At 33.6% G+C, this 24,982-nt stretch carries 21 protein-coding genes; 3 read left to right on the top strand and 18 right to left on the bottom strand.

The genetic code is table 11. From position 1 onward, the window contains the following. Positions 1–59: 59 nt before the first annotated feature. The 9 genes from BMY18_RS03130 to BMY18_RS03090 form a co-directional block, all read right to left on the bottom strand. Entirely contained in the window at positions 60–1,442 is a 1,383-nt protein-coding gene (locus BMY18_RS03130) for an ATP-binding protein (RefSeq protein ID WP_092450493.1), read from the bottom strand. 20 nt (positions 1,443–1,462) lie between these two features. Continuing rightward, positions 1,463–2,068, bottom strand: a complete 606-nt coding sequence (yfbR, locus tag BMY18_RS03125; RefSeq protein WP_330385922.1) for a 5'-deoxynucleotidase — start codon at positions 2,066–2,068, stop codon at positions 1,463–1,465. A gap of 73 nt (positions 2,069–2,141) precedes the next feature. Further along, entirely contained in the window at positions 2,142–4,343 is a 2,202-nt protein-coding gene (locus BMY18_RS03120; protein ID WP_242940947.1) for a transglycosylase domain-containing protein, read from the bottom strand. Positions 4,344–4,420: 77 nt separating this feature from the next. Further along, the gene (locus tag BMY18_RS03115; protein WP_092450491.1) at positions 4,421–4,828 is read right to left on the bottom strand and encodes a nuclear transport factor 2 family protein; all 408 of its coding nucleotides are present in this window, start codon (positions 4,826–4,828) and stop codon (positions 4,421–4,423) included. A 247-nt stretch (positions 4,829–5,075) separates the two neighbouring features. Continuing rightward, a complete protein-coding gene (locus BMY18_RS03110) occupies positions 5,076–6,641 on the bottom strand; it encodes an ATP-binding protein (RefSeq protein WP_170841272.1) in 1,566 nt (521 codons plus the stop codon). Between the two features lie 5 nt (positions 6,642–6,646). Continuing rightward, positions 6,647–7,690: a metallophosphoesterase family protein gene (locus BMY18_RS03105; protein WP_092450488.1), complete on the bottom strand. Its 1,044-nt coding sequence runs from the start codon at positions 7,688–7,690 to the stop codon at positions 6,647–6,649. A gap of 21 nt (positions 7,691–7,711) precedes the next feature. Then, positions 7,712–10,258 carry a hypothetical protein gene (locus BMY18_RS03100; RefSeq protein WP_092450486.1) on the bottom strand — a complete coding sequence of 849 codons (2,547 nt, stop codon included), beginning with the start codon at positions 10,256–10,258 and terminating at the stop codon, positions 7,712–7,714. An 11-nt stretch (positions 10,259–10,269) separates the two neighbouring features. After that, entirely contained in the window at positions 10,270–11,430 is a 1,161-nt protein-coding gene (locus BMY18_RS03095; protein WP_092450484.1) for a class I SAM-dependent methyltransferase, read from the bottom strand. Positions 11,431–11,791: 361 nt separating this feature from the next. Next, a complete protein-coding gene (locus BMY18_RS03090) occupies positions 11,792–12,400 on the bottom strand; it encodes a hypothetical protein (protein WP_092450482.1) in 609 nt (202 codons plus the stop codon). A 327-nt stretch (positions 12,401–12,727) separates the two neighbouring features. Between BMY18_RS03090 and BMY18_RS03085 the strand changes: the two genes are divergently transcribed. Both BMY18_RS03085 and BMY18_RS03080 read left to right on the top strand, forming a co-directional pair. After that, positions 12,728–12,970 carry a hypothetical protein gene (locus BMY18_RS03085; RefSeq protein ID WP_242940946.1) on the top strand — a complete coding sequence of 81 codons (243 nt, stop codon included), beginning with the start codon at positions 12,728–12,730 and terminating at the stop codon, positions 12,968–12,970. Next, a complete protein-coding gene (locus BMY18_RS03080; RefSeq protein WP_092450479.1) occupies positions 12,943–13,293 on the top strand; it encodes a DUF2085 domain-containing protein in 351 nt (116 codons plus the stop codon). The genes BMY18_RS03085 and BMY18_RS03080 overlap by 28 nt, the downstream gene beginning before the upstream one ends. 460 nt (positions 13,294–13,753) lie before the next feature. Here the strand turns inward: BMY18_RS03080 and BMY18_RS03075 are convergent, their stop codons facing one another. Next, positions 13,754–15,196, bottom strand: a complete 1,443-nt coding sequence (locus tag BMY18_RS03075) for a M56 family metallopeptidase (RefSeq protein ID WP_278280976.1) — start codon at positions 15,194–15,196, stop codon at positions 13,754–13,756. Between the two features lie 60 nt (positions 15,197–15,256). Beyond that, complete coding sequence (locus BMY18_RS03070; protein WP_092450476.1) at positions 15,257–15,634, bottom strand: BlaI/MecI/CopY family transcriptional regulator; 378 nt, start codon at positions 15,632–15,634, stop codon at positions 15,257–15,259. A 318-nt stretch (positions 15,635–15,952) separates the two neighbouring features. Between BMY18_RS03070 and BMY18_RS03065 the strand changes: the two genes are divergently transcribed. Further along, positions 15,953–17,263: an amino acid permease gene (locus BMY18_RS03065; RefSeq protein WP_330385920.1), complete on the top strand. Its 1,311-nt coding sequence runs from the start codon at positions 15,953–15,955 to the stop codon at positions 17,261–17,263. A gap of 204 nt (positions 17,264–17,467) precedes the next feature. Here BMY18_RS03065 and asd read toward each other — a convergent pair whose 3' ends face one another. The 7 genes from asd to BMY18_RS03030 all read right to left on the bottom strand — a co-directional run bounded on the left by asd (position 17,468) and on the right by BMY18_RS03030 (position 24,894). After that, entirely contained in the window at positions 17,468–18,553 is a 1,086-nt protein-coding gene (asd, locus tag BMY18_RS03060) for an aspartate-semialdehyde dehydrogenase (protein ID WP_092450474.1), read from the bottom strand. Positions 18,554–18,679: 126 nt separating this feature from the next. Then, positions 18,680–19,420 (bottom strand): RNA polymerase sporulation sigma factor SigE, encoded by a 741-nt coding sequence (gene sigE, locus BMY18_RS03055; protein WP_092450472.1) that lies wholly within the window; start codon positions 19,418–19,420, stop codon positions 18,680–18,682. A gap of 33 nt (positions 19,421–19,453) precedes the next feature. Continuing rightward, a complete protein-coding gene (locus tag BMY18_RS03050) occupies positions 19,454–20,263 on the bottom strand; it encodes a sigma-E processing peptidase SpoIIGA (protein WP_092450469.1) in 810 nt (269 codons plus the stop codon). A gap of 196 nt (positions 20,264–20,459) precedes the next feature. Further along, on the bottom strand, positions 20,460–21,641 hold the full coding sequence (gene ftsZ / locus BMY18_RS03045) for a cell division protein FtsZ (protein WP_092450467.1): 1,182 nt from the start codon (positions 21,639–21,641) through the stop codon (positions 20,460–20,462). Positions 21,642–21,725: 84 nt separating this feature from the next. Beyond that, positions 21,726–22,457, bottom strand: coding sequence for a cell division protein FtsQ/DivIB (locus tag BMY18_RS03040; protein ID WP_092450465.1), 732 nt, complete (start codon positions 22,455–22,457; stop codon positions 21,726–21,728). Continuing rightward, on the bottom strand, positions 22,412–23,698 hold the full coding sequence (gene murA, locus BMY18_RS03035; protein WP_170841270.1) for a UDP-N-acetylglucosamine 1-carboxyvinyltransferase: 1,287 nt from the start codon (positions 23,696–23,698) through the stop codon (positions 22,412–22,414). Before murA ends, BMY18_RS03040 begins: the two co-directional genes overlap by 46 nt. Before the next feature lie 62 nt (positions 23,699–23,760). After that, a complete protein-coding gene (locus tag BMY18_RS03030; RefSeq protein ID WP_092450461.1) occupies positions 23,761–24,894 on the bottom strand; it encodes an FtsW/RodA/SpoVE family cell cycle protein in 1,134 nt (377 codons plus the stop codon). Between the last annotated feature and the right edge of the window lie 88 nt (positions 24,895–24,982).

Here is a 24,982-nt window from a genome sequence, read left to right as displayed (position 1 = left end):
CTTGCTTCTTTACTTGCTTCTTTACTTGCTTTTCTATACTTAATTCTTCACTTCATTAATTACAAATCATTAATTCCAATAAGCGTTACATTATCATTTTCATCGGCAAATTTAGTTAATTCCTCATCGAATGTCCCTTTTGAAAATAAGTAAATGTAATCCTTGCCAATGTTTGCAAGGCTTACGTTGTACATTAACTCTTCAAACATCTCAAAAGTAAACACATCACTTAGCCAGTTACATTTTCCAATTACATAGTGATTCTTATTGTCGCAGGCAATTATATCAATATTACCATTTTTGCCCCACCAACGACCTCTTCTACTCGTTTTTATCTGTAGTCTTCCCATTGAATCCATAAGTTCAATAAACTCTGTTCCAACTTTAATAAATGTTTCTGATGCAAACTCATCCAAGGAATCCTTAATATATGTATCATAAAATTCTTCAGGTTCACATAGATTGAGTTCCGAAGCATTTGCATAAATATATCTGAACCAGAATTCTACTAAACCCGCTTTAATTCTATATAAACCTTTTCTTGTGTGTTCATATCCCTGTGTATCATAAGAAAATATCTTTTCTACAATTTCTCGCTCAATTAGGTTCTTCAAATACACGCTTATTTTATCACGCCCAAAATTTGTTTGTTCATGAAGTTCATTTAACTTATATTTACCATTTGCAATACAAAACAAAATCGTATTATACAGTGCTGTCTCTCTTAGTTCTTCTTTGATATACTCGGAACCTTCATTGCTAAGGGATGACCCAATCTTAATGATTTGGGTGCAAATATTATCTTTCAATGAAACACTGTCACTAAATTTTGACATATAGCCTGGTACGCCTCCAGTGATTGCATATAATCTAAGACAATCAGGCACGGAATACTTTGGAAACATTCTAACAGTATCAACAAAAGATAACTCCTTAAGTTTCAAAAAAGCACTAATTGAATATGCATGTGTACCGATTGATGAAACCAAACTGTTTTCAATCCAGCTAACTGAGGAACTGGTACATATAATCATGGTTTTACTGTCAATTTCTTCACCCTTTACAATTGACGCAATAGCGCTAATGAATTCTTTATTACTCTTAACAATATTAGGGAATCCCTCGATAATAAGAAGTTTCACACTGCTATTCATATTATCAATCAAAGACAATAATTCACTATATGTATTCTTTGTAGCTATCATTTCACTGTCTGGATCAATACCCAGTTGTCTTGAAATATTTTTCTTCATTATTTGAAATTGTTCTTTTTCAGATGCTTGTGGAGCTGAATAATATATACATTCTTTATCTTTGCAAAATTCCTTCAATAATGTAGTCTTTCCAATACTTGAGCGACCATAAAGAATAGAAAATGAGTTTTTGTCACCAACATACATATCCTCTAAACTTTGTAATTCATTCGTTCTCCCGAAAAGCATAAGCTTCCTCCCCCATATACCTAATTTGATTCATCTAACGTTAACTTATATGCTGGAATGAAATTCTCCATAAAATACTTTACTTCTGGCATGTCCATATTTTCTATTACCTTTAATATGGATATTTCAGCTTTTTCAAAGTCTGTATTTCCCATTCTCTTCTCTTCAATACATTTTACAAGTGCTGAAATCTTATCAGCTGCCTTGACATACTTCCATAAGTCTTCCTCTGCTGCGCTTTCCATTAAAACAGAATCATATTCTTTTCTCATCTTTTCAGGAAGCCCACTAAGTAATGCATCCTTAGCAACATTTTCAACTTCTTTGTATGCATTACGAATGATTGGATTATAATATTTTACTGGTGTTGGCATATCCCCTGTTACGATTTCAGTCACATCATGATACATACCAAGAATTGCGAGTCTCTCTGCATTAATATTCCCGTTAAATTCCTGATTATTGATAATTCCAAGTGCATGTGCAATAAATGCCACTTCTAAACTATGTTCACATATATTTTCATTTTTTGTATTACGCATTAGCCCCCAACGATTAATAAACTTCATCCTTGAAAGCATTGCATAGAAATGATTATTCTTCATATATATATTCCCATCTGCCACTTTAGTGGCTCCCCAATTATATTAAATTTAAGTTTAATTTTACCTTAATTTTGATGTGTAATCAAGTTAATTTTTATTTTATTTTTGCATCTTGATCTCCACCGATAAGTGTTGAATCCGCATCTCCGTATTGAATTGTTGCTTTTTGTGTTTCTGCTATTTTTCCGGTTGCTTTCGTAGCACTAGTTGATTCTATCGTTGAATCTTCATCTACTTCTTTTTTTTTTTCATTCTTATTATCTTTAACTGTTTTTTCTTGTGCAGGTGCTTGTGTTACTACTTCTTCGGACTTCTTCTGCTTTTCTTTTAGCGTAAATGAACCAAAATCAACAATTGGTAAATTAGTATGTAATGTAGTCATAAATTGTTTCCATATTGCACACGTATATTGTCCTGGACTAGACATTTCTTGTGGCATATCATATCCAATCCAAACGCTAGTTGTATAGTATTTACTGTATCCTACAAACCAAGCATCCTTATTAGAATTAGTGGTGCCAGTTTTACCTGCAACAATTGCATTATCAATATTTGCCAATACTCCTGTTCCGCTTTTGACAACTGTTTTTAGCATATCAGTCATCATTCTTGAGGAATTAACGTCATACACTTTACTTTCTCTATGTGTTTCATCTACCGTTGTCTTACCATCTGAACTTTTAATTGTGACGATACAAGTTGCTCTTCTATATACTCCATCATTTGCTAATGTAGCATATCCTCCTGCCATCTCTTCAGTAGAAACACCCTCTGTAAATCCACCAAGTGCACCTGCTATAATATCTTTATCTACATATATTTTCTTGAATTGCATTTTCATTAAAAACTCACAACCTGACCTAGGCGTGATTTGACCATATATTTTCCAAGCAACTGTATTTTTTGAAACCCTAACCGCATCTCTAAGTGTCATCTTTCCATCATATTTATTATCTCCATTTTTAGGTCCCCCCTCAATGGGTTCATCTACGACAACCGTATTGGGATCATTTCCCAATTGTAAATATGGTGTATATACATTTAATGGCTTAATTGAGCTACCAGGTTGTCTGTAACTTTGATATGCACGATTTAGAGTATATCCTGGTAATTCCTGGCTTCTTCCACCCACTATTGCGATAACATTTCCTGTTGAATTATCAACGCAAGTTGCTGCTCCTTGCATTTCAAATACTCCATCGCCGCTCAAAGATGAGAATTTTACCAAATTATCATCAATAGACTTCTGAAGTTCTTCTTGTGCCGTCAAATTTATTGACGTATAAACGCTATATCCACCATTAAATAAACGTTTTTGTAATATGGCATAATTTGAATCATACGAATCTTTATAAGTATTATAATCTTCTTCAGACTTAAAATCATATCGAAATGTAAAACCATATGTAGCCATCATTGATTCCGTTGCACAACGTCTAACATAGGTGTCAACATAATTATTTTTCGCTGTTTCTTGCAGATTAAGCGTAATCGTTTCTTCCAATGCAACATTATAATCAGTATCATTGATTTTATTGTTTTCATTCATTTGTTTGAGTACCAAATTACGTCGTCCAAGTGTAGCATCATAATTCTCTACTGGATTATATCTGGTTGGACTATTTGGTATTGCTGCTAAAAATGCTTGTTCTGATAAACTAAGTTCACTAACTGATTTGCTAAAGTAACCTTTAGAAGCTGCTTCAATACCATAATATCCATTTGCAAAATAAATATTGTTTAAGTAAAATTCTAAAATTTCATCTTTTGAATACTTTTTTTCCAATTCTATCGCAATAAATGCTTCCTTTATTTTACGTTGCCAGGTTACCTCACTCGTCAAGAAAATATTTCGAGCTAATTGTTGGGTGATTGTACTTGCACCCTGCGAAATGTGATCACTTTTCTGATTCGCAACGACAGCTCTCGCAATTCCCACCAAATCAACTCCACCATGACTATAGAATTTTTGATCTTCCATTATAACAAAAGCATTCACTACATCTGTAGGGATATCTGTAAAATCTAGATAGTCCAAATCTTTTACACTACTCATTGTACCCATTTCAGCACCATTGGTATCATAAATCATAGTTGTCTGCGAAGCATTAAATGTATTATATGAACTTTCTGATACCACACTTTTTGCCTCCTTTGCCAACTTGAAAGCCTTCACTATCATCGGTGCCGAAATAGCAAGACCTGCAATTAAGACTACCCCCAATGATAACGCCATATATTTAATTATCTTTTTCTTTCTCGTATTGTTCTTCTTACTTCTTTTCTTTTTGGTCATCAACTTCACGTCTTTCTTTTGTCTTTCTTTTGTCTTTCTTTTGTCTTTCTTTTGTCTTTCTTTGATACTGCACTATCTCAAACTTTTTTATTTAATACTGCACTATCTTGCACTTTTGTATATGGAGAATTGTGTTCTTGTTTTGATTTAAATTCTTTTATACTAGAGATTTTTTCATTTTCATTAAATTCAATTATCGAAGCGCCGTCAAATCCATAAATCACCCCATCATAATTACATTCAAAATACCATTCCGCAACGGTCACTTTATCTTGACTAATAAATTGCTTCACATTCCATTCTAACACAGTTGCGTGTATACACCAATTCGCGAACCATTTTTTTACCTGATCCAGTCCATGATATTCTGGACCATAACTTTCACTATATAAAACATTCTCTTCAAATATCCCTTCGATTCCAGAAATATCTTTCGAAAGCCACATATCAAAATAAGCCAATATCTTATCTTCTCGCCTTTTCATAACCCACCCATATTTCCATTATTTTAATAAAGCACTACTAGTAAAATTATCACTTTGCTTTTGCTGAATCGTTTTGACGAGTATTTAAAGTTACTTATGTATTTATTTTGTGCGTTAAGATAAAAAGTTCTACTGTCTGACGAACGAAGTGAGGAGTTTAGAACTTTTTATCTTTGCCTTTAGCACAAAATCAATACATTAGTAACTTAATACGAGGAATCAATTCAGCAAATGCAAAGTAATAATTTTACCCTAGTGTAACCAACTGAAATTTGATTTCTTCTTTTTTTAATATTGCAATTTCTCTTTTTGTACATGTAAATATTATAATTTGATTACCCATACTAGCGAGTGAAAGTAAGGTATCTTCCAATCTGCTATCATCATAATGAGCAAATGATTCATCCAAAATAATTGGCATAATTTCATTTGGGAAAAGCAACTTTGAAGCAGCTAACCTTACACTCAAATGTATCTGTTCTTTCGTCGCAAAACTTACATTGTTCATATTAATAACTCTGCCATCTTCACTAATTGTAACCTTCATACTGCTATTCACTCTTAAATTATCATACTTTCCTCTGGTAAAACGGCTGATATATTCAGAAGCCAATTCATTTAGTGAATCACCAAAGTCAGCTCCTATATCTTTCGAAAAGTTTTGAATGGTAGCAATTGCAAGCGTTATAGATCTTATCTTTTTATCTATTTCCTCGATTTTCAAATTACTTTCCGCTAATTCTTCCATCAGTTGATCTCTTCTATTAGACAATGTAATCGCACTGTCAAGCTCCCAATCTAGACGTTCTATCTGTTTCAAAATCTCTATATTACTTTCACTTTCTTTATTACCAGTAATATTATCGTTTGTATTCTCATTATTTTTTTTGCCAGAGTTACCTACTGACATTTTAATTGTACCATAAATCAACAGCATATCAGCTAAAACGCATATAACTGCTGCAGTCAAAAAATACCAATTATGTAATTGAACAAAACAATACCCAAATATAAGTGCAAAAATCGGGAGTATCACTCCTATTTTTTGTAGAAACACTCCACTGTTTATTCCATTGTTTATTCCATTGTTTGTTCCATTGTTTGTTCCATTATTTGATTTATTATTTGAACCATTCTGTATTTCTGGAATAATTTTAACACGTTGATTCATTCTCTCGTTTGCACTTGCGCGTTTTTCAGAAATAAGACGTATCTTTTCATCTAATTTTTCATATTCTTTTAATCTACTTTCAAGTTCTTCAATTCCAAGACTCTGTCTCTTCTTATCCAGTTTTCGACGACTTTCATTCAGTGATTCTAATGCTTCTTTTACATTAATATCTGCACTTTTTGACATATTAAGATTGGCAATTATACCATCAATTCCTGTTTCTTCCTGGCTTACAGATATTGTATTGTAGAAACTTTCCTCACTCAATCCTTCAATAACTGTTTCTAAACCACGGTCACCTAATAATACCACACTTCCTATATTTCGATCCGTAAGAGTCATGTTTTTCACGTTTTTTTGAAATACGCGATCAATTCTATATTTGCGATCTCTAGCCAAAAACTCCATAGAACCTTCATAGAAACCCGGATTTTCCCAAGGTTCGTATTGTGAATAAACATCATTAGCAGCTGCGCGACCTCTTGATCTTGCGGCTCCAAAAAACATAGCTCGAATAAATGAATGTAGCGTTGTTTTGCCTGCTTCATTTTCACCATATATAATGTTAATTCCATTGGATAGACTGATTTCCTTATTATTAAATCTTCCAAAATTATTAAGTTTAAGATATTGAATAATCAAGCATTTCACCTCTTTGTTCTGAGTAAAGCATTTACAGCATAAAACATAGCAGCATCATCAATTCCTTGCAATTTTTGAATAACCTGTCCAACAATTGTACCATCGTTTTGGGTTAATAACTTCCCATAATCATAATCTATATGCGTTTCATCAATAATTTCACAAATATTAAAATCTTTCAAACTATTTTCAACTTCAAATTCCATACTCTCATGACGTGCGCCCGTAAGCACCACTTTATAGATATGATTACTTCCAAACTCTGAAATTTTATCAACTATCTTTTCTACCAAAGCATGATTGGTTACACTATTATTACAATTAATTTTCAACGTAACATATTGTCGTTGTGCACATGGAACGAAGTCCAAATCAAGCTTTTTACTCTTGAAATCGATATTCCCAATGATATACCCTTTTTCACCATAATCATTCTTATCCGTCGGTTCTAGGGACCCTGAATAAGCAAAATGCTTCGCTCTGTTGATATAGCCTTTGTGTATATGCCCAAATGCACTATAATCAAAGCCATTTTCTATAAACTTATTCTCATCTACTATGATATGATTAACATCTCCACCATGTCCAAGTAAAATATTAATTCTGTTTCTATTTGCCGGAATAACATCATCATATATAGGGAACTTTATTTCCCTTGAATGATAACTCATTCCATATATATTAGTATTTAGTTCTGGGATTTCTACACATTCTATTTGGTCATTTAAAATGAAGTGAACATTCTTGCTCCATTTAAATGAATTATAAAATGAATTGTCTTTCACGTAATCGTGATTACCTGCTATAATAACGACTTGAACTGGAGCTATTTTTTCAAACAAATAATTAATTTCCTTTAATTCCTTAAGTAGCGGTTGCCCATGGAAAAGATCTCCTGCAATCAGTATTAAATCTATCTTTTGATCAATTGCCGACTCAATGACGATTTTAAAAGTATCATATATTTCCTGATATCTATCTTGACTCCAGCTTTTATTCTTATCTGGAACAATGCCTAAATGCACATCTGACAAATGTATGAATTTCATTCTAACACCCAAACTTTCCTATTAACCTTTGTATGCAATAAATACATTTCCAAATTGTGCAAACAACTTGCCCGCTTCAGCAATTGGCAAAGTAATATAGTTACCAGTTGATACCTCGAAATAAGAAACGTTTTTTGCATCAAATGAAGTTACCATTACATATGAATTCTCACCAATTCTTCCAACTACTGGGGTTCCAACACTAATATAGTACAAGATATTTTCTAAGCTCACACCTTTTAAATTCAATGCTCGATTTGTAGTTGCCTCATTTATGATATCTAACGCAGTCATACCTTGTGCAAGTTTCGCGGAAGCATCGACATCAAAGCCTGCTGCGTGCAATAATATTTTAACTGATCTTCCAAGCGATTCACTATCGCCTACTCCTCCACTGAACCTATCACTTAAAGCTGCTGTCGTATTTCTATAACGTTTCCAGATATAATTTGCCTTATTATCAACAATTGTTCCATAAGTATCATATGCGTTTGCTATTGCAGTTGAAAGATTTGTAAAACTGCCTTGAAACTTCCCAAACCCGTATACAAAATATCTTCCGTTATCGTCAAATTTAGCATCGACTTTAACGCTTTTGCTGCTAACAAATACGACTTCTTTTGAAGCTCTTATCGAAACATTATCTACATTCGCTATTTTGTTAACCAAATTAATATATAATTCTTTTTTCCTATTATCCGATGTAGCAGTCTCTAATGATAATCCACTATCTGTTTGATTTTCATCACGATTCATCAGCTGGTCGATGGGCGCACTTTCATAGTAGCCGTCTGCATTCTTAACAACACGCGTCAAATTGATTCTGAGTCCTGATACAGAAGCTCCACTTACAAAAACGCCTTCATTTTCATATTTTTTAATAACATTAAATTCACTATCATATATATTTAGACAATACATTGGAAAGGTTACAAAACCATTGTTTTCTATTATAATATCCGTCTTGTGTGCAAACCCAATGATACAATCACTTTTTATATACCCAAGTATTTTTAGCTTATCACCCTCATCAGCTTTGATTTGATATTCCCCGCCACTAGACATATTAAATACTCTGATAACATCTGTATCATTAATCTTACCATTTAAACTATAAGCAATGGATTTTCCATCCGCTGAAATAGCATAAGTTTCATCCGAAAGGCCACTGATTTCCACCATTACTTCTTTACTTGTAAGATCAATTGAATATAATGAATTATCTAGCAAGAAATAGAAAATATTATTTTCACTAATATAACCAACTTGTCCAACATTTTCCTTAAGCTCATCATATGGCACATTGACTGGAACATATAGCAATTCTTTTACTTGATTGTCCTCATAATTATAGTTGCATAATGACACTCCAACTTCACCTTCATGAGCGCCCCTATTCATATATCCGTATACCATGAAATTAACATTTCCATTATCTTCTACACTCATTATCTTGATATTATGCTTATTATATAATTCTCGCATATTATCACTGTCTTCTGCCTCAAATGAAAAGATTCTTGTAAATGCCTTTTCTTTATCATTAAAACACCACAATGAACCCTGGCTGACAAAGCAGGCATAGTTTCCTTTCGTGCTAGAAATCATATCAACATTTTCGTTACTTGTAATTCCTAGAGATATTTTTGATTTTAAGTCTAAATCATTAATACCATTAAACACTTGATTCGCTTCTCTTTCAAAGTTCAAAAGATACATAGTTGTAGCCGTCTGCCTGATTCTATAATATTCATCGACCTTATATGTATCATATGCGCCCGTTGAACCTTGTGCTGCCATTGTATATTCCAAATAAATTGAAGCTACTTCACTATTTATATCCTTAATTGTAGGAATAATTGTTTTTTCAACCGTTGGGCTCAACTTATCCCATCCAATCTGGGCTAATGACGAATTAATATTGACTTTTCCAAAGTTCGAATTATCACCTGTTAATTTGTTCGTTTCAATCAAGGCTTTAATACTATCTAATTTGCTTTGATCAAATGTAGCATTGTTAAAATTCATTACAAAGTCTATCTTGTTTTGCAATCCAATGCTCGTACTACTTATTATCTTGGTGAAATATTTAATTTGCTCATTGTCCGTTGTTCCTATATTTATTTCTAATAAATATTCTTGATCATTTTCAATCAAGTTTTTGATATTAAGCATTGCATTAATAACTTGATCATCTGAAGTATAATCTGATACGACTGTGTCTTCAATTAATGACATATCATCTAATTTTCTTATCTTATAAGATAACTTTGTCACTTTCTGTCCATAATTATTAATGACAATTTTCAGTTTCTTATTATCAGGAAGTGGTGTAATAGAATCATTTAATAAGCTAGCATCAACATCTGTCGAATAACCATGAAGCTCATTGAATAATGTACCACTTTCAGTTTGCATCATAACTATGGGAAGCGTTGCTGCATCCATTGTAGTTGAGATAGGTAATTCCAATGTGTAATTAATTGATAAAAATGTCATTATCGATGTTGTTATAAAAGCAATAAAAAGCACAAAATATTTAAATTCCTTAAATTTTGATTTTCTCATAATAATCCCCTCTAATTTTCGAATAATTGATTCAATGTTAAATTGAGATTGAGTTGTTTTTGCATATAATCAAGAGACTGAGTCAAGTTATATTCCTGACTCTGCTTGTCTCCACTTTGTTTGATAGCCCTAATTAGAAGATTTTTTGGCGTATGCTCCATATCAATAAATTCAAGAATCTGGGTCTTATAGCCTTTGCTTTCCAAAAGTTCTGCTCGAATAGCATCTGTGAATATCGCCGCCATTCTTTCTTTTAAAATTCCATACTTGAATACTGGTGCAAGCAAATCATTGCGCAATGTCTTATTTGCTTCGTGTTGACAACATGGGACTGACAATATCACCTTAGCTCCCCATGTGACAGCTTTTGCCATTGCATAATCGGTAGCTGTATCACAAGCATGAAGTGTAACCACCATATCAACTGCATCGACATCTTTGTAAGATGCAATATCCCCCACGAAAAAGTTTAATTTATCATAACTATATTTATCTTTCAGCGAATTACACGTTGCAATTACATCTTCCTTCAAATCAAGTCCTATCACTTTGATATCATATTCCTTTAGTACTTTTAGATAGTAATACATTGCAAATGTAAGATATGACTTTCCACATCCAAAATCAATAATTGTCTGCTCTTTTTTCTTATCTAACTGTGGTAAAATATCCTCAATAAATTCTAAGAATCGATTAATCTGTTTAAATTTATCATATTTTTGATTTACGATTTTGCCATCTGCTGTCATAACACCTAAATCAATCAGGAACCCTACTGGTTTTCCCTCTTCTAAAATGTACTTTTTACTGCGGTTATGTAAAAGTTCTGCTTGCTTCTTATTACTGGTTCCAGTATTTTTATATTTAATTGTCATATTACCATTCTTACCCGAAAGAATGGTTCCCTCACCAGTTTTTGTAGTAATCTGTGCTTGTTTAAAATCTTCAATCATCCATTTTTCAATCTTAAGCTTTATTTCTTCTTCACTATAATTATTATGAATAACCTTTGTTCCCACGGTTTGGGACGCTTGAAACAACAATATATCTTTCATAATAATTGGACGAATCTTAATTTTAGATACCTCACCCTTAGTTCTTACATTACTTATTATTATATCTATCAAATCTACATTCATACATATATTTAAAAGTTCATTTATTGTCATAATATTCCCTATTCTCCCGTTTTTCTATAAAACATTATAAAATCGCATTCTTTATTATTGTAATCTTTTTAGGTTCAAACTACAACTGTTATTTTATGTGAACATAACCTTAATACTAACTGTGAGGCTAACGGTAGACCAAACTGTGAAGCTAACTGTTAAACTACTGCGAAACTTACTGTGAAACTTACTGTGAAACTTACTGTGAAACTTACTGTAATGTTAACGTTTAAACGAACTGTAAGGTTAACGTTTAAACGAACTGTAAGGTTAACGTTTAAACGAACTGTAAGGTTAACAAAATAAGAGTTACTGCACAATGACTGTTTTAGTCAAATGCAGTAACTCCCTAAACTTTGATTATTTATATTACCTGAACCTTAAAAGCTGTCGTTTGAGGGGGAATGCTTGGTGTCTGAAATGTTGCATGCTCCACTCTTACCGTCTGACCCGGTCTTAAATTTCTCAAGCTTATTCTATTTCCTCTTCTATCTAATATTCTTGTGGCATCCGTTATTACAAATCTCATAACACTATTGATATTATTAACCCTACCTGTAAAGAGGAAATTATTAGTTGTGTCAACACTTAACACGTTACCTACTGTCACATTGAAAGGTTCATTTTCGCCAACAACCGTTATTCTAAAAGCATTGGACTGAGGAGGATTACTTCTTGTCATAACAGTAGAAAACTCTGCGTCTACTATCATTCCTTTTCTCAAATTTCTAAATGATAAATTTCTGCCAAATTTATCTCGTATTCTTGTATCTTCGGTCACGATTAACACAACTAAATTAATATGTGTTATTCGAAAATCACCCATGACTCCATAAGCAATTGTAACGTAACCGGTTCTATTATTCATAGATACTTCTTCTATAATTGCGTCATTCACTCTAATCACATCATTATTTCGTGAAGGTGTTCTGTTACATTGATTACATTGATTACCACTTTCAAAAACGTCCAAATCTACTCCTATCTGGCGCCTTAGCACCGCTTAAAACCAGGGATGTGAAAAAAGCCTTATCCTTCATCCATACTTCTATCTGCCGCTTCGTAGACACTCAAAACAAGGTTATCCCTTATGATTTTATATTTTATATACATTATATAATATGGATATCACCTAAAAAGTTGTGATTATTTCAAAAAGTTGTGATTATTTCAAAATGAGTAGTATTTCTTGATCTTTAATCCGGAATTAATATGCACTTAATCTAGATTTAATCATAGTAAATTATAATGATTCATAATGATAGAATAAAATATTGAATGCGTAGGAAATTGCGCAAGAATGGAGAGAAATATGCGTTGTCCAAGATGTGGAAGTTCAAATGTAAATTCTCAAGTAATCACCATGAGTACTACATCAAGTAAAGTGAAAGGATTTGGATGTATCAAAGCATGTCTAGGCTATCTACTATTTAGTATTCCAGGCATTCTTTGTGGCCTTTGTGGAATGGGTAAAGAAAAAAGCACTACAACTTCTAAATTAAAGGTGATTCACATATGTCAAAATTGTGGAAATCAGTTCTAGATACAATATATGAAATTGGCAATAATAGTGGTTGCCATCAAATGCCGGAACGAAGTTTCTTTTACAAAGGTAGACAGTTCCCCGTATGTGCAAGATGCACCGGTGTATCTATTGGTCAAACCACAGCCATTATCCTAGCTTTATTCAAACGTTTTCTTTCATTTCCAATTGCTGTGTTATTACTAGTTATTATGGGATTTGACTGGGTAATTCAAGCGATACACATAAAAGAGTCCACTAATTTCAGGCGATTAATCACTGGGTTTTGTGGGGGACTTGGGTTGTTTTCAATCTACATGAAGATATTAAGAAAAGTTGGATGAACCTAAAATCATCCCATTGGCTCTGCTAAATCATCTCCTTGTATGGAAGTTACTAATGTATTTGTTTTGTGCTAAAAGATAAGATAAAAAGTTCGAACTCCTCACTGCGTTCGTCAGACAGCGAACTTTTTATCTTGGCGCACAAAACAAATGCATAAGTAACTTTTGCATACCGTCAAATGATTCTGCAGAGCCAATGGGATGATTTTAGGTTACGGAAACTTTTTGTAGGGGGGGGCTAAAAGACCAAAACAAAGACATATGGACAAATGTTATCGTTCAATAAATATTGAAATACTTACTTTTTATATTCGAATCAGTTTTGTAAATTCAACACAAAATTATTCAATAAATAACGAAATACTTTATCAGTACCTTATAAAAAGAAAAAAAGTCCCATAGGCACCTTAAATAGGTGCCTATTAAACCTGATAACGTAAAACAACAGCAACTTCTTTTTTTAGTCAATCATATAGATCTCTTCCACACGTTTACCAACACTTTTCATATTACATTTTACAAAAGCACCTGTACAATATTTTTTATAAGCAATTGTTGCAAAGTCCTCAAAATTGATTTCTGTTTGATCGGCATTGAAATATCTACAATTATTGTCAAATCCATACGCTGATCCTGTAATTATTTCACCATTTTCAGTAAAACTATAACGATCTATTCCACGTAAACTTTTAGCAATACCTCCTATATAAATAATGGAATCCTTAATATCCGGCTGTGTAGCTGCTATTGACAGTGTAGCTACTGTTTCTGTTTTCTGAAGATCTGAAGAAGAAACCGTAGCAACTATATTCACATCTGTTTGCGTCTGGGTGTTGACAATCGCAGATTTGTCTGCTGAATCTGGGGTACTTGTTGAATTGGTTAAGCTTGAACATCCTGTTAACAAAAGAGTAATCATTAGTGCTGCAACCGTATATTTTGCAGATGTCTTTTTGAATCTTGTAATCATAGTTATCCTCCTGATATAAAATTTGCTTGCAAAACCTAAAGTTCCATGAACCATAGTTGCCTCAGATAATAGTTTTAACATTGAGATAATAGTTTGCCCATACTTTTTGTTTTCTTCTGCGTTTAGAATTGACAGTACGGATGCATCACAGGCAATTTCACAATCTTTTTTCATTTGATGAATTGAATATAGCATAATTGGATTAAACCAGTAAATTGATTGTATGATCATGCCTAGTAAACTGACCACCAAATCTTTTCGTTTGAGATGTGACAACTCATGAAGAAAAACATACCGAAGTTCATCATGGGATAATCTCTCAATAATTTCTGGATTGATTAATATTTTGGGATGTACATACCCACATAGCATAGGGGATTTCAGTTGATTATCATATAGAATAATTACCGTGGACTTGATTTTTAGTTTCAATTTACATAGATTAAAAAGTTCAGTAATATCCTTTCTTTGACAGGAACTTAATTTTCTTAGTTTTAGTGTCAACATTAAATTAACAAAACATATGTATAATAAAATCATAATAAAAACTGTAAACCAAATAATAGCCGCTGTTTTAAGATTAAAGCCTAGTCCGTTGAATAAAGACTCCGAATCTACGGCAGTTGCATTCACTTGCATATTGACTTGTGCTTTCACATTATTACCAGCATCATTATATTCATTTACATCCGTTGCATCAATCTTTTGAGGACCTTGATCGGTAATATTCCACATGTTAGAGTTATTAAAAATATTTTCTAATTGTGTCTGTGGTATAAAATTGAACATGTTTATTGGACTAGATACTGAAAATGGAATAACAAGTCTAGCAATAAGGATAAACCAAATACAATAATGGAATTTGGCGCTAAGTTTTTGATTAAAAAGTTTTTTAACTAATAATATTCCCATAGCCGTGAAGCTACCCATTATCGATAGTATAATGATTTCTTGAAATAAATTTGATATATTAATCGATCCCGCCCCCTTTTATCACTTTGATTTTTCATCAAGAATCTTCTTTAAATATTCAATTTCATGTTCGGACATTTTTTCATTACTTATAAAATTTTCTACCATATGGTAATATGAACCGTCATAAACTTTTTGAATAAAAGATCCGGTTTCTTCCTTCATACAGTCTTCTTTTGTAACGAGTGGATAAAATTGGTGCGGCGATGATAACTTATCTACACCAAGAGCGCCTTTTTTAATTAATCTACTGATCAGTGAGTGAATTGTTTTAGGACTCCAACTAGTCTCCGACTTTAGGCTGTTAATTATTTTGGTTGAATTTAACGGTGATTCTTCCCATACTACCTTCATAATATGCCATTCGGCTTCTGATATTTTGCAATTATTTTCTTCCATGTTATATCTCCATTCCTACAAGTGTAGTCTATTAAATATATACTACACTTGTAGGAAATAAAAGTCAACTATTTTTAGATTCACATGCAACAATTCGATATTTACATAAATCAAATAATCTTAAGGGGTAAAGTCAATATCTTTTTGAATATATTACATTAATTATTGTATCTCAACAATATAAGAAGAATAGATTTTGAATATGTATAAAAGTTCTAAATAGCACAATAATATGATTACTAGTAAAATTAAGTTTAAGATAAGGATAATCATATTATGGAGAATAAAAGATCAAGGGTGGGAAAGAAAGAGAAGGGGTTGTCGGCTTGGCAGCTTACTATGATGGCGTTGGGGACTGTAATTGGTGGTTCTTTTTTTCTGGGTTCGGCGATTGCTATTGAAGCGGCTGGGCCTTCCATTTTAATAGCCTTTGTTTTGGGTGGTGTGCTGGTCTACTTTATACTGTTTGCGCTTTCTGAGATGACTGTGTCCAATCCAACTTCTGGCTCGTTTCAAACTTATGCGACTGAAGCTTATGGACCGGGAGCTGGATTCGTTGTTGGTTGGGTTTATTGGAGCGGCATGGTTCTTGGAATGTCTAGTGAAGCTACAGCAGTGTCAATATTAATGCGCCAATGGTTTCCAAATATGAAAATATCATTACTGGGAACTATTATTATTATTAGTGTTACACTTTTAAACTTATTAGGTGCTGATCTACTTAGCAACTTAGAAAGTGGACTTGCCATAATCAAACTATTGGCTATTGTTGCATTCATTATGATTGCGCTTCTGTTGATCTTCGGTTTTATGCCAGGAAATTCATCTGTGGGTGCAGGTGCATTGGCAAAAGAGCCCTTATTTCCAGGTGGTATCAAAGGAATTGCTGGAAGTATGCTCCTTGTCATGTTCGCTTATGCAGGTTTTGAAATTATAGGATTAGCTTCTTCCGAAGCAAAGAATCCAAAAGAAACAGTTCCAAAAGCCATTAATTATACTGTGCTATGTTTAGTAGGCTTGTATGTTATATGCATTGCGGTTCTACTTCCTCTCATTCCTACATCGATTCTCGATGAAAATACAAGTCCGATGGTTGCTGCGTTAGATCGATATCATATAAGTTGGGCAGGCTTTGCGATTAACATTGTCTTGATTACTGCAATCCTTTCTACGATGCTAGCTGCTATGTTTGGACTAGGAAGAATGATGCGTTCCCTAGCTGAAGCCGGACAAGCTCCAAATTGGTTAAGAGATAAAAAGGATGTGCCTTATCGAGGAATCTTGTTTTCCGGTTTGAGCATGATTATAGGATTATGGTTTGGACTATTATTTCCAAGGGTTTATCTTTTTTTAATTAGTGCTGGTGGCTTTTCTGTTCTATTTACCTATATTGTAATTGTTGCATCCCATATACGCTTTCGAAGAAAACATGGATGTCCCGAAGGAAATTGTAAAGTACGTGGTTTTCCTTATTCATCACTATTTGTACTAGTTAGTTTGATTATTGTAATTTTAAGTATGCCTTTAATCCCTGGCCAAATATATGGATTTATAGCTGGAATTGTGATGGTAATCTTATACACGGTGATCTATTTGATCGTAAAATATAAGAATTCTCAAAAACGGTAATTATTTCACCTAAAATAATATATGTAACCACTCTCCAGCTTTACATCATCATTGCCCGCTTTATTTTCTACCTCATCAATCAAATCCAATGACGTCTCCATACTAATAAAGATAACATTTCAAAAAGACAGCAGTAGCAAACCTTTCAAAGTTTTGCCACTGCTGTCTTAAATTCCAAACATTATATACTTAATATATATCTTTTTACTTTGCAGTAATATATCCCTGTGCCTTAAGGAGTTCTGCAATTAACACTGCACCACCTGCTGCTCCACGTACTGTATTATGTGAAAGTCCAACAAATTTGTAGTCAAATACGTTGTCTTCTCTTAAACGACCGAGTGATACGCCCATTCCATTTTCATAATTAACATCAAGTTTAACCTGTGGACGATTGTCGTCTTCAAGGTACTGAATGAAATATTTTGGTGCACTTGGAAGATCAAGTTCCTGTGGAAGGCCTTTAAATTCTGTCCATGCTTTGATAATTTGTTCCTTCGTTGGCTTCTTATCAAAATTAACAAATACTGCTGCTGTATGTCCGTCCAATACTGGAACGCGTATACACTGGCATGTAATTACAGGTTCGATAGCTTTCACGATTTGACCATTTTCAACTTTTCCCCAAAGTCTTAATGGCTCCTGTTCGCTCTTTTCTTCTTCTCCGCCAATATAAGGGATAATATTTTCAACCATTTCTGGCCATTCTTTAAATGTCTTGCCTGCTCCAGATATCGCCTGATATGTTGTTACAACTACAAGCTTAGGACCATATTCTTTTAACGCATTAAGTGCTGGCGTATAGCTTTGGATTGAGCAGTTTGGTTTTACTACTATAAATCCTCTTTTTGTTCCAAGTCGTTTCTTTTGATCTGCAATTACTTCTAAATGCTCTGGATTGATTTCAGGCACTACCATTGGGACATCTGGTGTCCAACGGTTCGCACTGTTGTTAGACACAACTGGAACCTCAGCCTTTGCATATTTTTCTTCGATTGCTTTGATCTCATCTTTAGGCATATTGACTGCACAGAATACGAAATCCACTTGCTCAGCAACCTTTTCTACTTCATTAATATCTAAAACCACTAATTTTTTAACAGCTTCAGGCATTGGTATGGACATTTTCCAACGTCCACTAACAGCTTCTTCATATGTACGTCCTGCAGAACGTCCACTTGCTGCTACCAATACAACCTCAAACCATGGATGATTTTCAAGTAATGTTATAAATCTTTGTCCTACCATACCAGTACCACCAAGGATACCTACTCTTAATTTATCGCTCATTTTACTTCTCCTTATTGTTTCACAAAGACAATTAAGCGGACCAGTCTTCCCACTACGTACAATTGTCTTTCCTTTAAGGAATATTATCACATAATAAAGTAAAATGCAATATCTTTTTTAGTTTATTTACTGAAACTTCACGATTTCTTTTTTCAGTCTTTTAATTATCTTTTTTTCTAGTCTTGATATGTAAGATTGTGAAATGCCCAAATAATCAGCAACTTCTTTCTGTGTCATCTCTAATCCATCTGTTGAACTAAGACCATATCTTAAATCAACAATGATTCTTTCTCTTTCTGTCAATTTATCAATTGCCTTTTTTAGTAGTTTTCTTTCGACTTCATTTTCAATATCCTTATATATAATATCTTCATCAGTTCCAAGAATATCTGAAAGTAAAAGTTCATTTCCGTCCCAATCTACATTTAAAGGTTCATCTATTGATACTTCTGCCTTTGTTTTATTATTTCTTCTAAGATACATAAGGATCTCATTTTCAATGCATCGCGATGCATATGTAGCAAGCTTAATATTCTTATCCGGATTGTAAGAATTTATCGCTTTAATAAGGCCAATTGTACCAATAGAAATCAAATCTTCTACGCCTACTCCCGTATTATCAAATCTTTTCGCTATATATACTACGAGTCTTAGATTATGCTCAATCAGAACTGATTTTGCTTGTTCATCTAGCTCGCCCCCTAAATCTGCAATTACCATTGCCTCTTCTTTTGGTTCAAGTGGTGCGGGAAGCACATCTGCTCCACCAATATAATGTACATCCCCTTGTTTTAACATCATCATATTCTTAATTGTAGGCATCACTTTAAACTGAAAATAATTTGGCACAGAAACTTTAATAATCATAGCATTTCCCTTTCTCCATATAAGTATTACTTTCTACCTAAAACATTCACCATTTAAAAGCATCTGATAAGCATTATCTGATGATAATTTTTGCTTATACAAACCGACTAAAGCTTCCTTTTTAGTAATTCTCTTCTCATTTCTGTATATGTACATAACATCCACCATAATCACCTCTATACAACCTTCGCTACACCCCAATGAGCGAAATGGGATCATATGATATTTTACCTTCGTGCAATCTTCTATATTATTAAAGATACTCTCAAATGCTTGGTATTCAATAACATTTACTGGTTTGTGATAATAAGGATCTTGCAACACATTTCCAGTATCTAAGATTCCCTTAATGCAAACTTGCTTTTCACCAACTTTCAATATAACATCGTACACTTTTGATTTATATGCTATAAATTGATCTAAATATCGTGATATAGCCATCAAAAGAATTCCAGCCATAACGATTGCTGCTACTAGCAGTTTGTCATTTAAAATAACCGTATTTATGTAATAACCAGCGTTTGTATAGTAATATAACATGTGGCACATTCCTCCAACCGTAAATGTCACTACATATAAAGTCACTACACCTTTAATCATATCCTTTAAATCACACTTCTTTGCACATATCCTTATCATCAATAAACTGATAAGAATATATGTACATATATTTCTTAAAAATATATAGTGTATCGGTATGGTTACTGCAATGCAAGCCCATATTGCACCTAAAGTGGCGGCAGTTATTATTCTAAAATAAGTGGCAGTATACTTTAGAAATTTACTAACTAGGATTAATATCAAGCTATCCATAAACAGATTTACCAAAAACAATACATCCAAATATATTACAATTCTAACTTCACCTCCTTCAAATTCAATATGTTAATTATACGAATTAGATAGAGAATATTTTGTCAAAATCAGTAGTTGTTTTAATTTTTTATAAAGACAAGTTTCTACAAAATGTTTTAAAAACAAATAAAAAGAGCATCTAGTTTAACTAGATGCTCTTATAAATTCTATATATAATTCTTAATTATCTCTTATTTTTCTGGAGAAATGTAGGAATCTTAATTCCCTTTTCTTCGACATTACTGTGAATAGGCATTGGTTGTGATAACCCAGGAAGTGGTGCTGATGAATAGTGTGAATTATTAGCTTGTCCTGCTTGCTGATTATATGTATATTCAGGTTTCACAGAGGCTTTAAACGGTTGTTGCTGTATCTTCTGGCTAAATCCTGCCATTGCACTGTTTACTTGAACATTCTTATCTTCAAGACCAGTAGCAATCACTGTAATAGTACAAGTATCTACACATTCTTCATCATACATAGCACCAAATATAATATTAGCGCCTTCTCCTGCAAGCTCTTGAACATAGCTTGCTGCTTCATTCGCTTCCATGAGACTGATATCACCAGAAATATTGATAATAACATGAGTTGCTCCCTGAATTGTTGTCTCAAGAAGTGGACTAGTAACCGCTTTCTTAACAGCTTCAATTGCCTTGTCATCACCGGTTGTTGTACCTATACCGATATGTGCAACGCCTTTGTTCATCATTACAGTTTTAATATCTGCAAAGTCAAGATTGATAAGTCCTGGTACATTAATCAAATCTGTAATGCCCTGCACTCCTTGCTGCAATACTTCATCTGCTTTTTTAAGTGCATCAGGCATCGTTGTTCTTCTATCAACAATTTCTAATAACTTATCATTCGGAATAACAATAAGAGTATCAACACTCTCTTTTAATCTTTCAATTCCTGCAACCGCATTTGACATACGTGTTCTTGCTTCAAACTTAAATGGCTTAGTAACAACACCAACTGTAAGAATACCAAGGTCTTTTGAAATCTTAGCAACTACAGGTGCCGCTCCAGTTCCAGTTCCTCCGCCCATACCACAAGTAACGAACACCATGTCCGCTCCCTTAATAGCTTGCGTAAGTTCATCTATATTTTCTTCAGCAGCTTTCTCGCCAACATCTGGCTGCGCGCCAGCTCCAAGCCCTTTTGTCAATTTTTCACCGATTTGTAAGGTTGTGGGTGCCTTACATAATTGCAATGCTTGTCTATCTGTATTAATACCAATAAATTCAACGCCACTTATATTTTCATCTATCATTCGGTTGACTGCATTATTACCAGCTCCACCCACACCAATGACTATTATTTTTGCTGATGATCCAGATTCATTTGTCTTGATTTCTAACAAAATATTGCCTCCTTCATATTACTTTCGTAATTTGACTTTCATACCTTATAATATAATTTTTTCAACAAAATTTCAACCTATTTTTTAATTTTCTTCCTTAAATATAAAACCGGAGGCATCAGGAGTATAGTTTTCTAAATGTAATGTTCCTTTTCGTCCTTCTAACCCAGGCATTATTTGTTTTAATTCATTTAGCTTGTCCACCAGTTTATCACCATTACCGAGTAACACTTTTATCTGGCTCATATACAATGTAACTTCGTTGTTACTGTCAAAGTATATCTTATCCACGATAATTTCATATTTGTCAAATGATTGGGTTAATTCCAGTACTTCTGAAAATACGGAAGGGTTACTTACTTCAAGCTTAGAGTTTAGCACAATAGACTTAAAACTAAGTCCAGTTACTTGGGGTACTCCCGATAGCGTTTTTGTCGAACTCTCAACAATAACGCCATCTTTATCAAAATACATATCGCACCCCATATAATTAACATATCCAATAATAGGTTTTTCATATACTGTAACAATCATTTTATTAGGCCAAATAATTTCTGCATCATATTTTTGTATAAATGGAATGGTCCTCGGATTATTCTTCTCATACAAAAAGTACAAAAGAGCATTAGGACGCTTTCCATTGAATATATTCTTCATCAGCGCTTCTTTATCGTAATGCTGGCTTCCAACATATTCTATATTCTCTACTTTAAATACAAAAGCAACTGTTAATGACAAGAATAAAATAATAGAAATAATTAAACCTACTACTATTTTTGAGTGCCCTTTTCTTTTTCTTGATTTGTTTTTTCCCATTTTATATCTGCTCCTAGTTTTTTCAAGTCGCTGCAGATATCTACATATCCTCTTCTAATATAAAAAGAATCTTCAATCGTAGTGATACCTTCGGCTCCTAATCCTGCAATGACCAATGCGGCGCCGCCGCGTAAATCTTTTGCATTTACAGTAGTACCTTTCATATAATCAACTCCAGTAATGATTGCCCTATTATCTTTAACTTCAACAATCGCTCCCATTTTATTAAGTTGCAAAGCCAATTCAAGTCTTTTGTTAAATATTGTTTCTTCGATGATACTTGTTCCATCCGCTTTGCTCAGTACACTCATTACGATAGACTGCATATCTGTGGGGAATGCAGGATAGGGACTAGTCTGAATATAGTTCATGGCTTGAATTCTTCCGTCTGACTTGATTACGATAGAATCATTTTCGCACCTTAGCATTGCGCCCATTCCACATATAACATCGATGTATCCAACTCCGTCTGATAAACTACAATTTTTCAGAGTGATTTCGCCACCAGCTGACATGCATGCACATAGATATGTTCCCATAACAATTCTGTCTGGTTTAATCCGGTATTCTATATCTTGTAGACATTTAACACCAGTAATCTTTAAATTATCAGTACCAATCCCCATAATCTTGGAACCCATTCCAACCAGGAATTGGCATAATTCAACTACTTCTGGTTCCGTTGCTGCATTATGAATTTCTGTTATTCCCTCTGCTAATACAGCAGCTAAAATAATATTTTCTGTTGCACCAACACTGCTACAGGCCAAGGAAATACTAGCGCCAGTTAATTTCGCAGACTTAACATAAACTTTATTATCTGTTTCATCGCATGTGGCATTCATTTTTTTAAATGCATCAAGGTGAAAATTGATTGGCCTTGAACCAATATTACAGCCACCTGGCCTACTCATCTTCGCATGACCAAATCTCGCGAGTAATGGCCCTAATAGGACGACTGATGCTCGTATTTTTTCTGCTAACGCATTATCAATTTCAGTTTTGTAAACATCTTTTGAATTGATAATCAAAGTATTTTCTTCAAAATCAATTACACAGCCAATATCTTTTAATAAATCAACCATATCCCAGACATCAGAAATTCGTGGGCAATTACTTAATACAGTAATTCCACTATTTAAAATCGATGCTGCCATTATAGGAAGCACTGTATTTTTTGAGCCTTGAATGGATATTTCGCCTTGTAATTTGGATCCACCCTTAATGATTATACCGTCCACAGTAAAAGCCTCCACGGATGCTATATATATCATTATATTCACACAACTTGTGTAAGTTCCATCTATTGGATCTTGATTTTACTTGATACATTTAATACAATTCCCATCTCTACTAGTAAGAAGGCGACAGACGTACCTCCATAACTGATAAATGGGAGCGAAATCCCTGTATTGGGGATTAAATTAGTAACAACGGCAATATTTAAAATTACTTGAATTGCAATATGTGCAAATACGCCCATTGTAAGTAATGAACCAAACAAATCTGGTGCATTCGTAGCTATGTATACAAATCGCCAAAGCATAAGTGCAAATATTATAATAATGCAAAGAGCTCCAAACAATCCAAGTTCTTCACATATTACTGAGAATATCATATCATTTTGTGCCTCAGGAATAAAACCCAATTTTTGTAAACTCTTGCCAAGCCCTTTTCCAAATAGCCCACCAGAACCAATTGCATATAATGCCTGAACGGTCTGAAACCCAGTTCCAGTCGCATATTTCTCAGGATCTAACCACACTAGCAACCGCTTAAAGCGGAAATTATCTGTAGCACCATGTACATTTGTTGTAAGCCATGAATAAAACACTACAAACGCAGATATACACAAAGCCGCTAATATCGAAAATATCTTATATCCAGGATATGCAACAAATGTCATAACAACTGCAATTCCCATAATAATGATAGCACTACTCATATTATTTGTTATTCCTAAAATCATTCCAGCCAAAATACCCGCAGCAATCCAAACCAAAATAACACTTCTAAACTTTTTCATATTTTTTCCGATACCACACACCAACGTGGTAGCAAAAACAATCAAAGCTAACTTCGCAAATTCAGCTGGCTGGAAACTAAATGACCCAATACCAACCCATCTTGTTGCTCCATTTGCCTCAATTCCAAGCGGAAAAATCAGCAAAATGAATGTTATTGCCAATAAAAAAATCGGAAGTGCCAATTTTCTCAGCCAATGATAATCAAATCTATACGCTGCATACATCAACACAACACCGATTATAACAGCCTTAATCTGCTTTTTAAAATAGAATTCCGCATCATTAAACTTAATCTGAGCATTATATGAACTTGTGCTATAAATCATAACCAACCCAAACCCCAGCAAAAAGACAATAATAAACAACAAACTATAATCAAAGCTCCTAATCTTTTTCTGCCTCTGCCCCATATAACACCCTCCCTTCCAAATCATCTAACTCTATTTTTATTTTCACCCTAGCATTTCACCCTAACATTTTTTGCTCCTAACGCCCCCA

The sequence above is a fragment of the [Clostridium] fimetarium genome (genome assembly GCF_900111235.1).
In the GTDB taxonomy this organism is placed as follows: Bacteria; Bacillota; Clostridia; order Lachnospirales; family Lachnospiraceae; genus Clostridium_N; species Clostridium_N fimetarium.
This window is presented reverse-complemented; position numbering and strand designations above follow the sequence as displayed.

What these genes read in the sequence shown, in the direction of transcription:
- BMY18_RS03040 (WP_092450465.1), bottom strand. Translation starts at nt 22,457, where the DNA reads ATGGGAAAAAACAAATCAAGAAAAAGAAAAGGGCACTCAAAAATAGTA.
- BMY18_RS03105 (WP_092450488.1), bottom strand. Translation starts at nt 7,690, where the DNA reads ATGAAATTCATACATTTGTCAGATGTGCATTTAGGCATTGTTCCAGAT.
- BMY18_RS03080 (WP_092450479.1), top strand. Translation starts at nt 12,943, where the DNA reads ATGTCAAAATTGTGGAAATCAGTTCTAGATACAATATATGAAATTGGC.
- sigE (WP_092450472.1), bottom strand. Translation starts at nt 19,420, where the DNA reads ATGATTATTAAAGTTTCTGTGCCAAATTATTTTCAGTTTAAAGTGATG.
- BMY18_RS03085 (WP_242940946.1), top strand. Translation starts at nt 12,728, where the DNA reads ATGGAGAGAAATATGCGTTGTCCAAGATGTGGAAGTTCAAATGTAAAT.
- BMY18_RS03100 (WP_092450486.1), bottom strand. Translation starts at nt 10,258, where the DNA reads ATGAGAAAATCAAAATTTAAGGAATTTAAATATTTTGTGCTTTTTATT.
- BMY18_RS03130 (WP_092450493.1), bottom strand. Translation starts at nt 1,442, where the DNA reads ATGCTTTTCGGGAGAACGAATGAATTACAAAGTTTAGAGGATATGTAT.
- asd (WP_092450474.1), bottom strand. Translation starts at nt 18,553, where the DNA reads ATGAGCGATAAATTAAGAGTAGGTATCCTTGGTGGTACTGGTATGGTA.
- BMY18_RS03120 (WP_242940947.1), bottom strand. Translation starts at nt 4,343, where the DNA reads ATGACCAAAAAGAAAAGAAGTAAGAAGAACAATACGAGAAAGAAAAAG.
- BMY18_RS03115 (WP_092450491.1), bottom strand. Translation starts at nt 4,828, where the DNA reads ATGAAAAGGCGAGAAGATAAGATATTGGCTTATTTTGATATGTGGCTT.
- BMY18_RS03070 (WP_092450476.1), bottom strand. Translation starts at nt 15,634, where the DNA reads ATGGAAGAAAATAATTGCAAAATATCAGAAGCCGAATGGCATATTATG.
- BMY18_RS03030 (WP_092450461.1), bottom strand. Translation starts at nt 24,894, where the DNA reads ATGGGGCAGAGGCAGAAAAAGATTAGGAGCTTTGATTATAGTTTGTTG.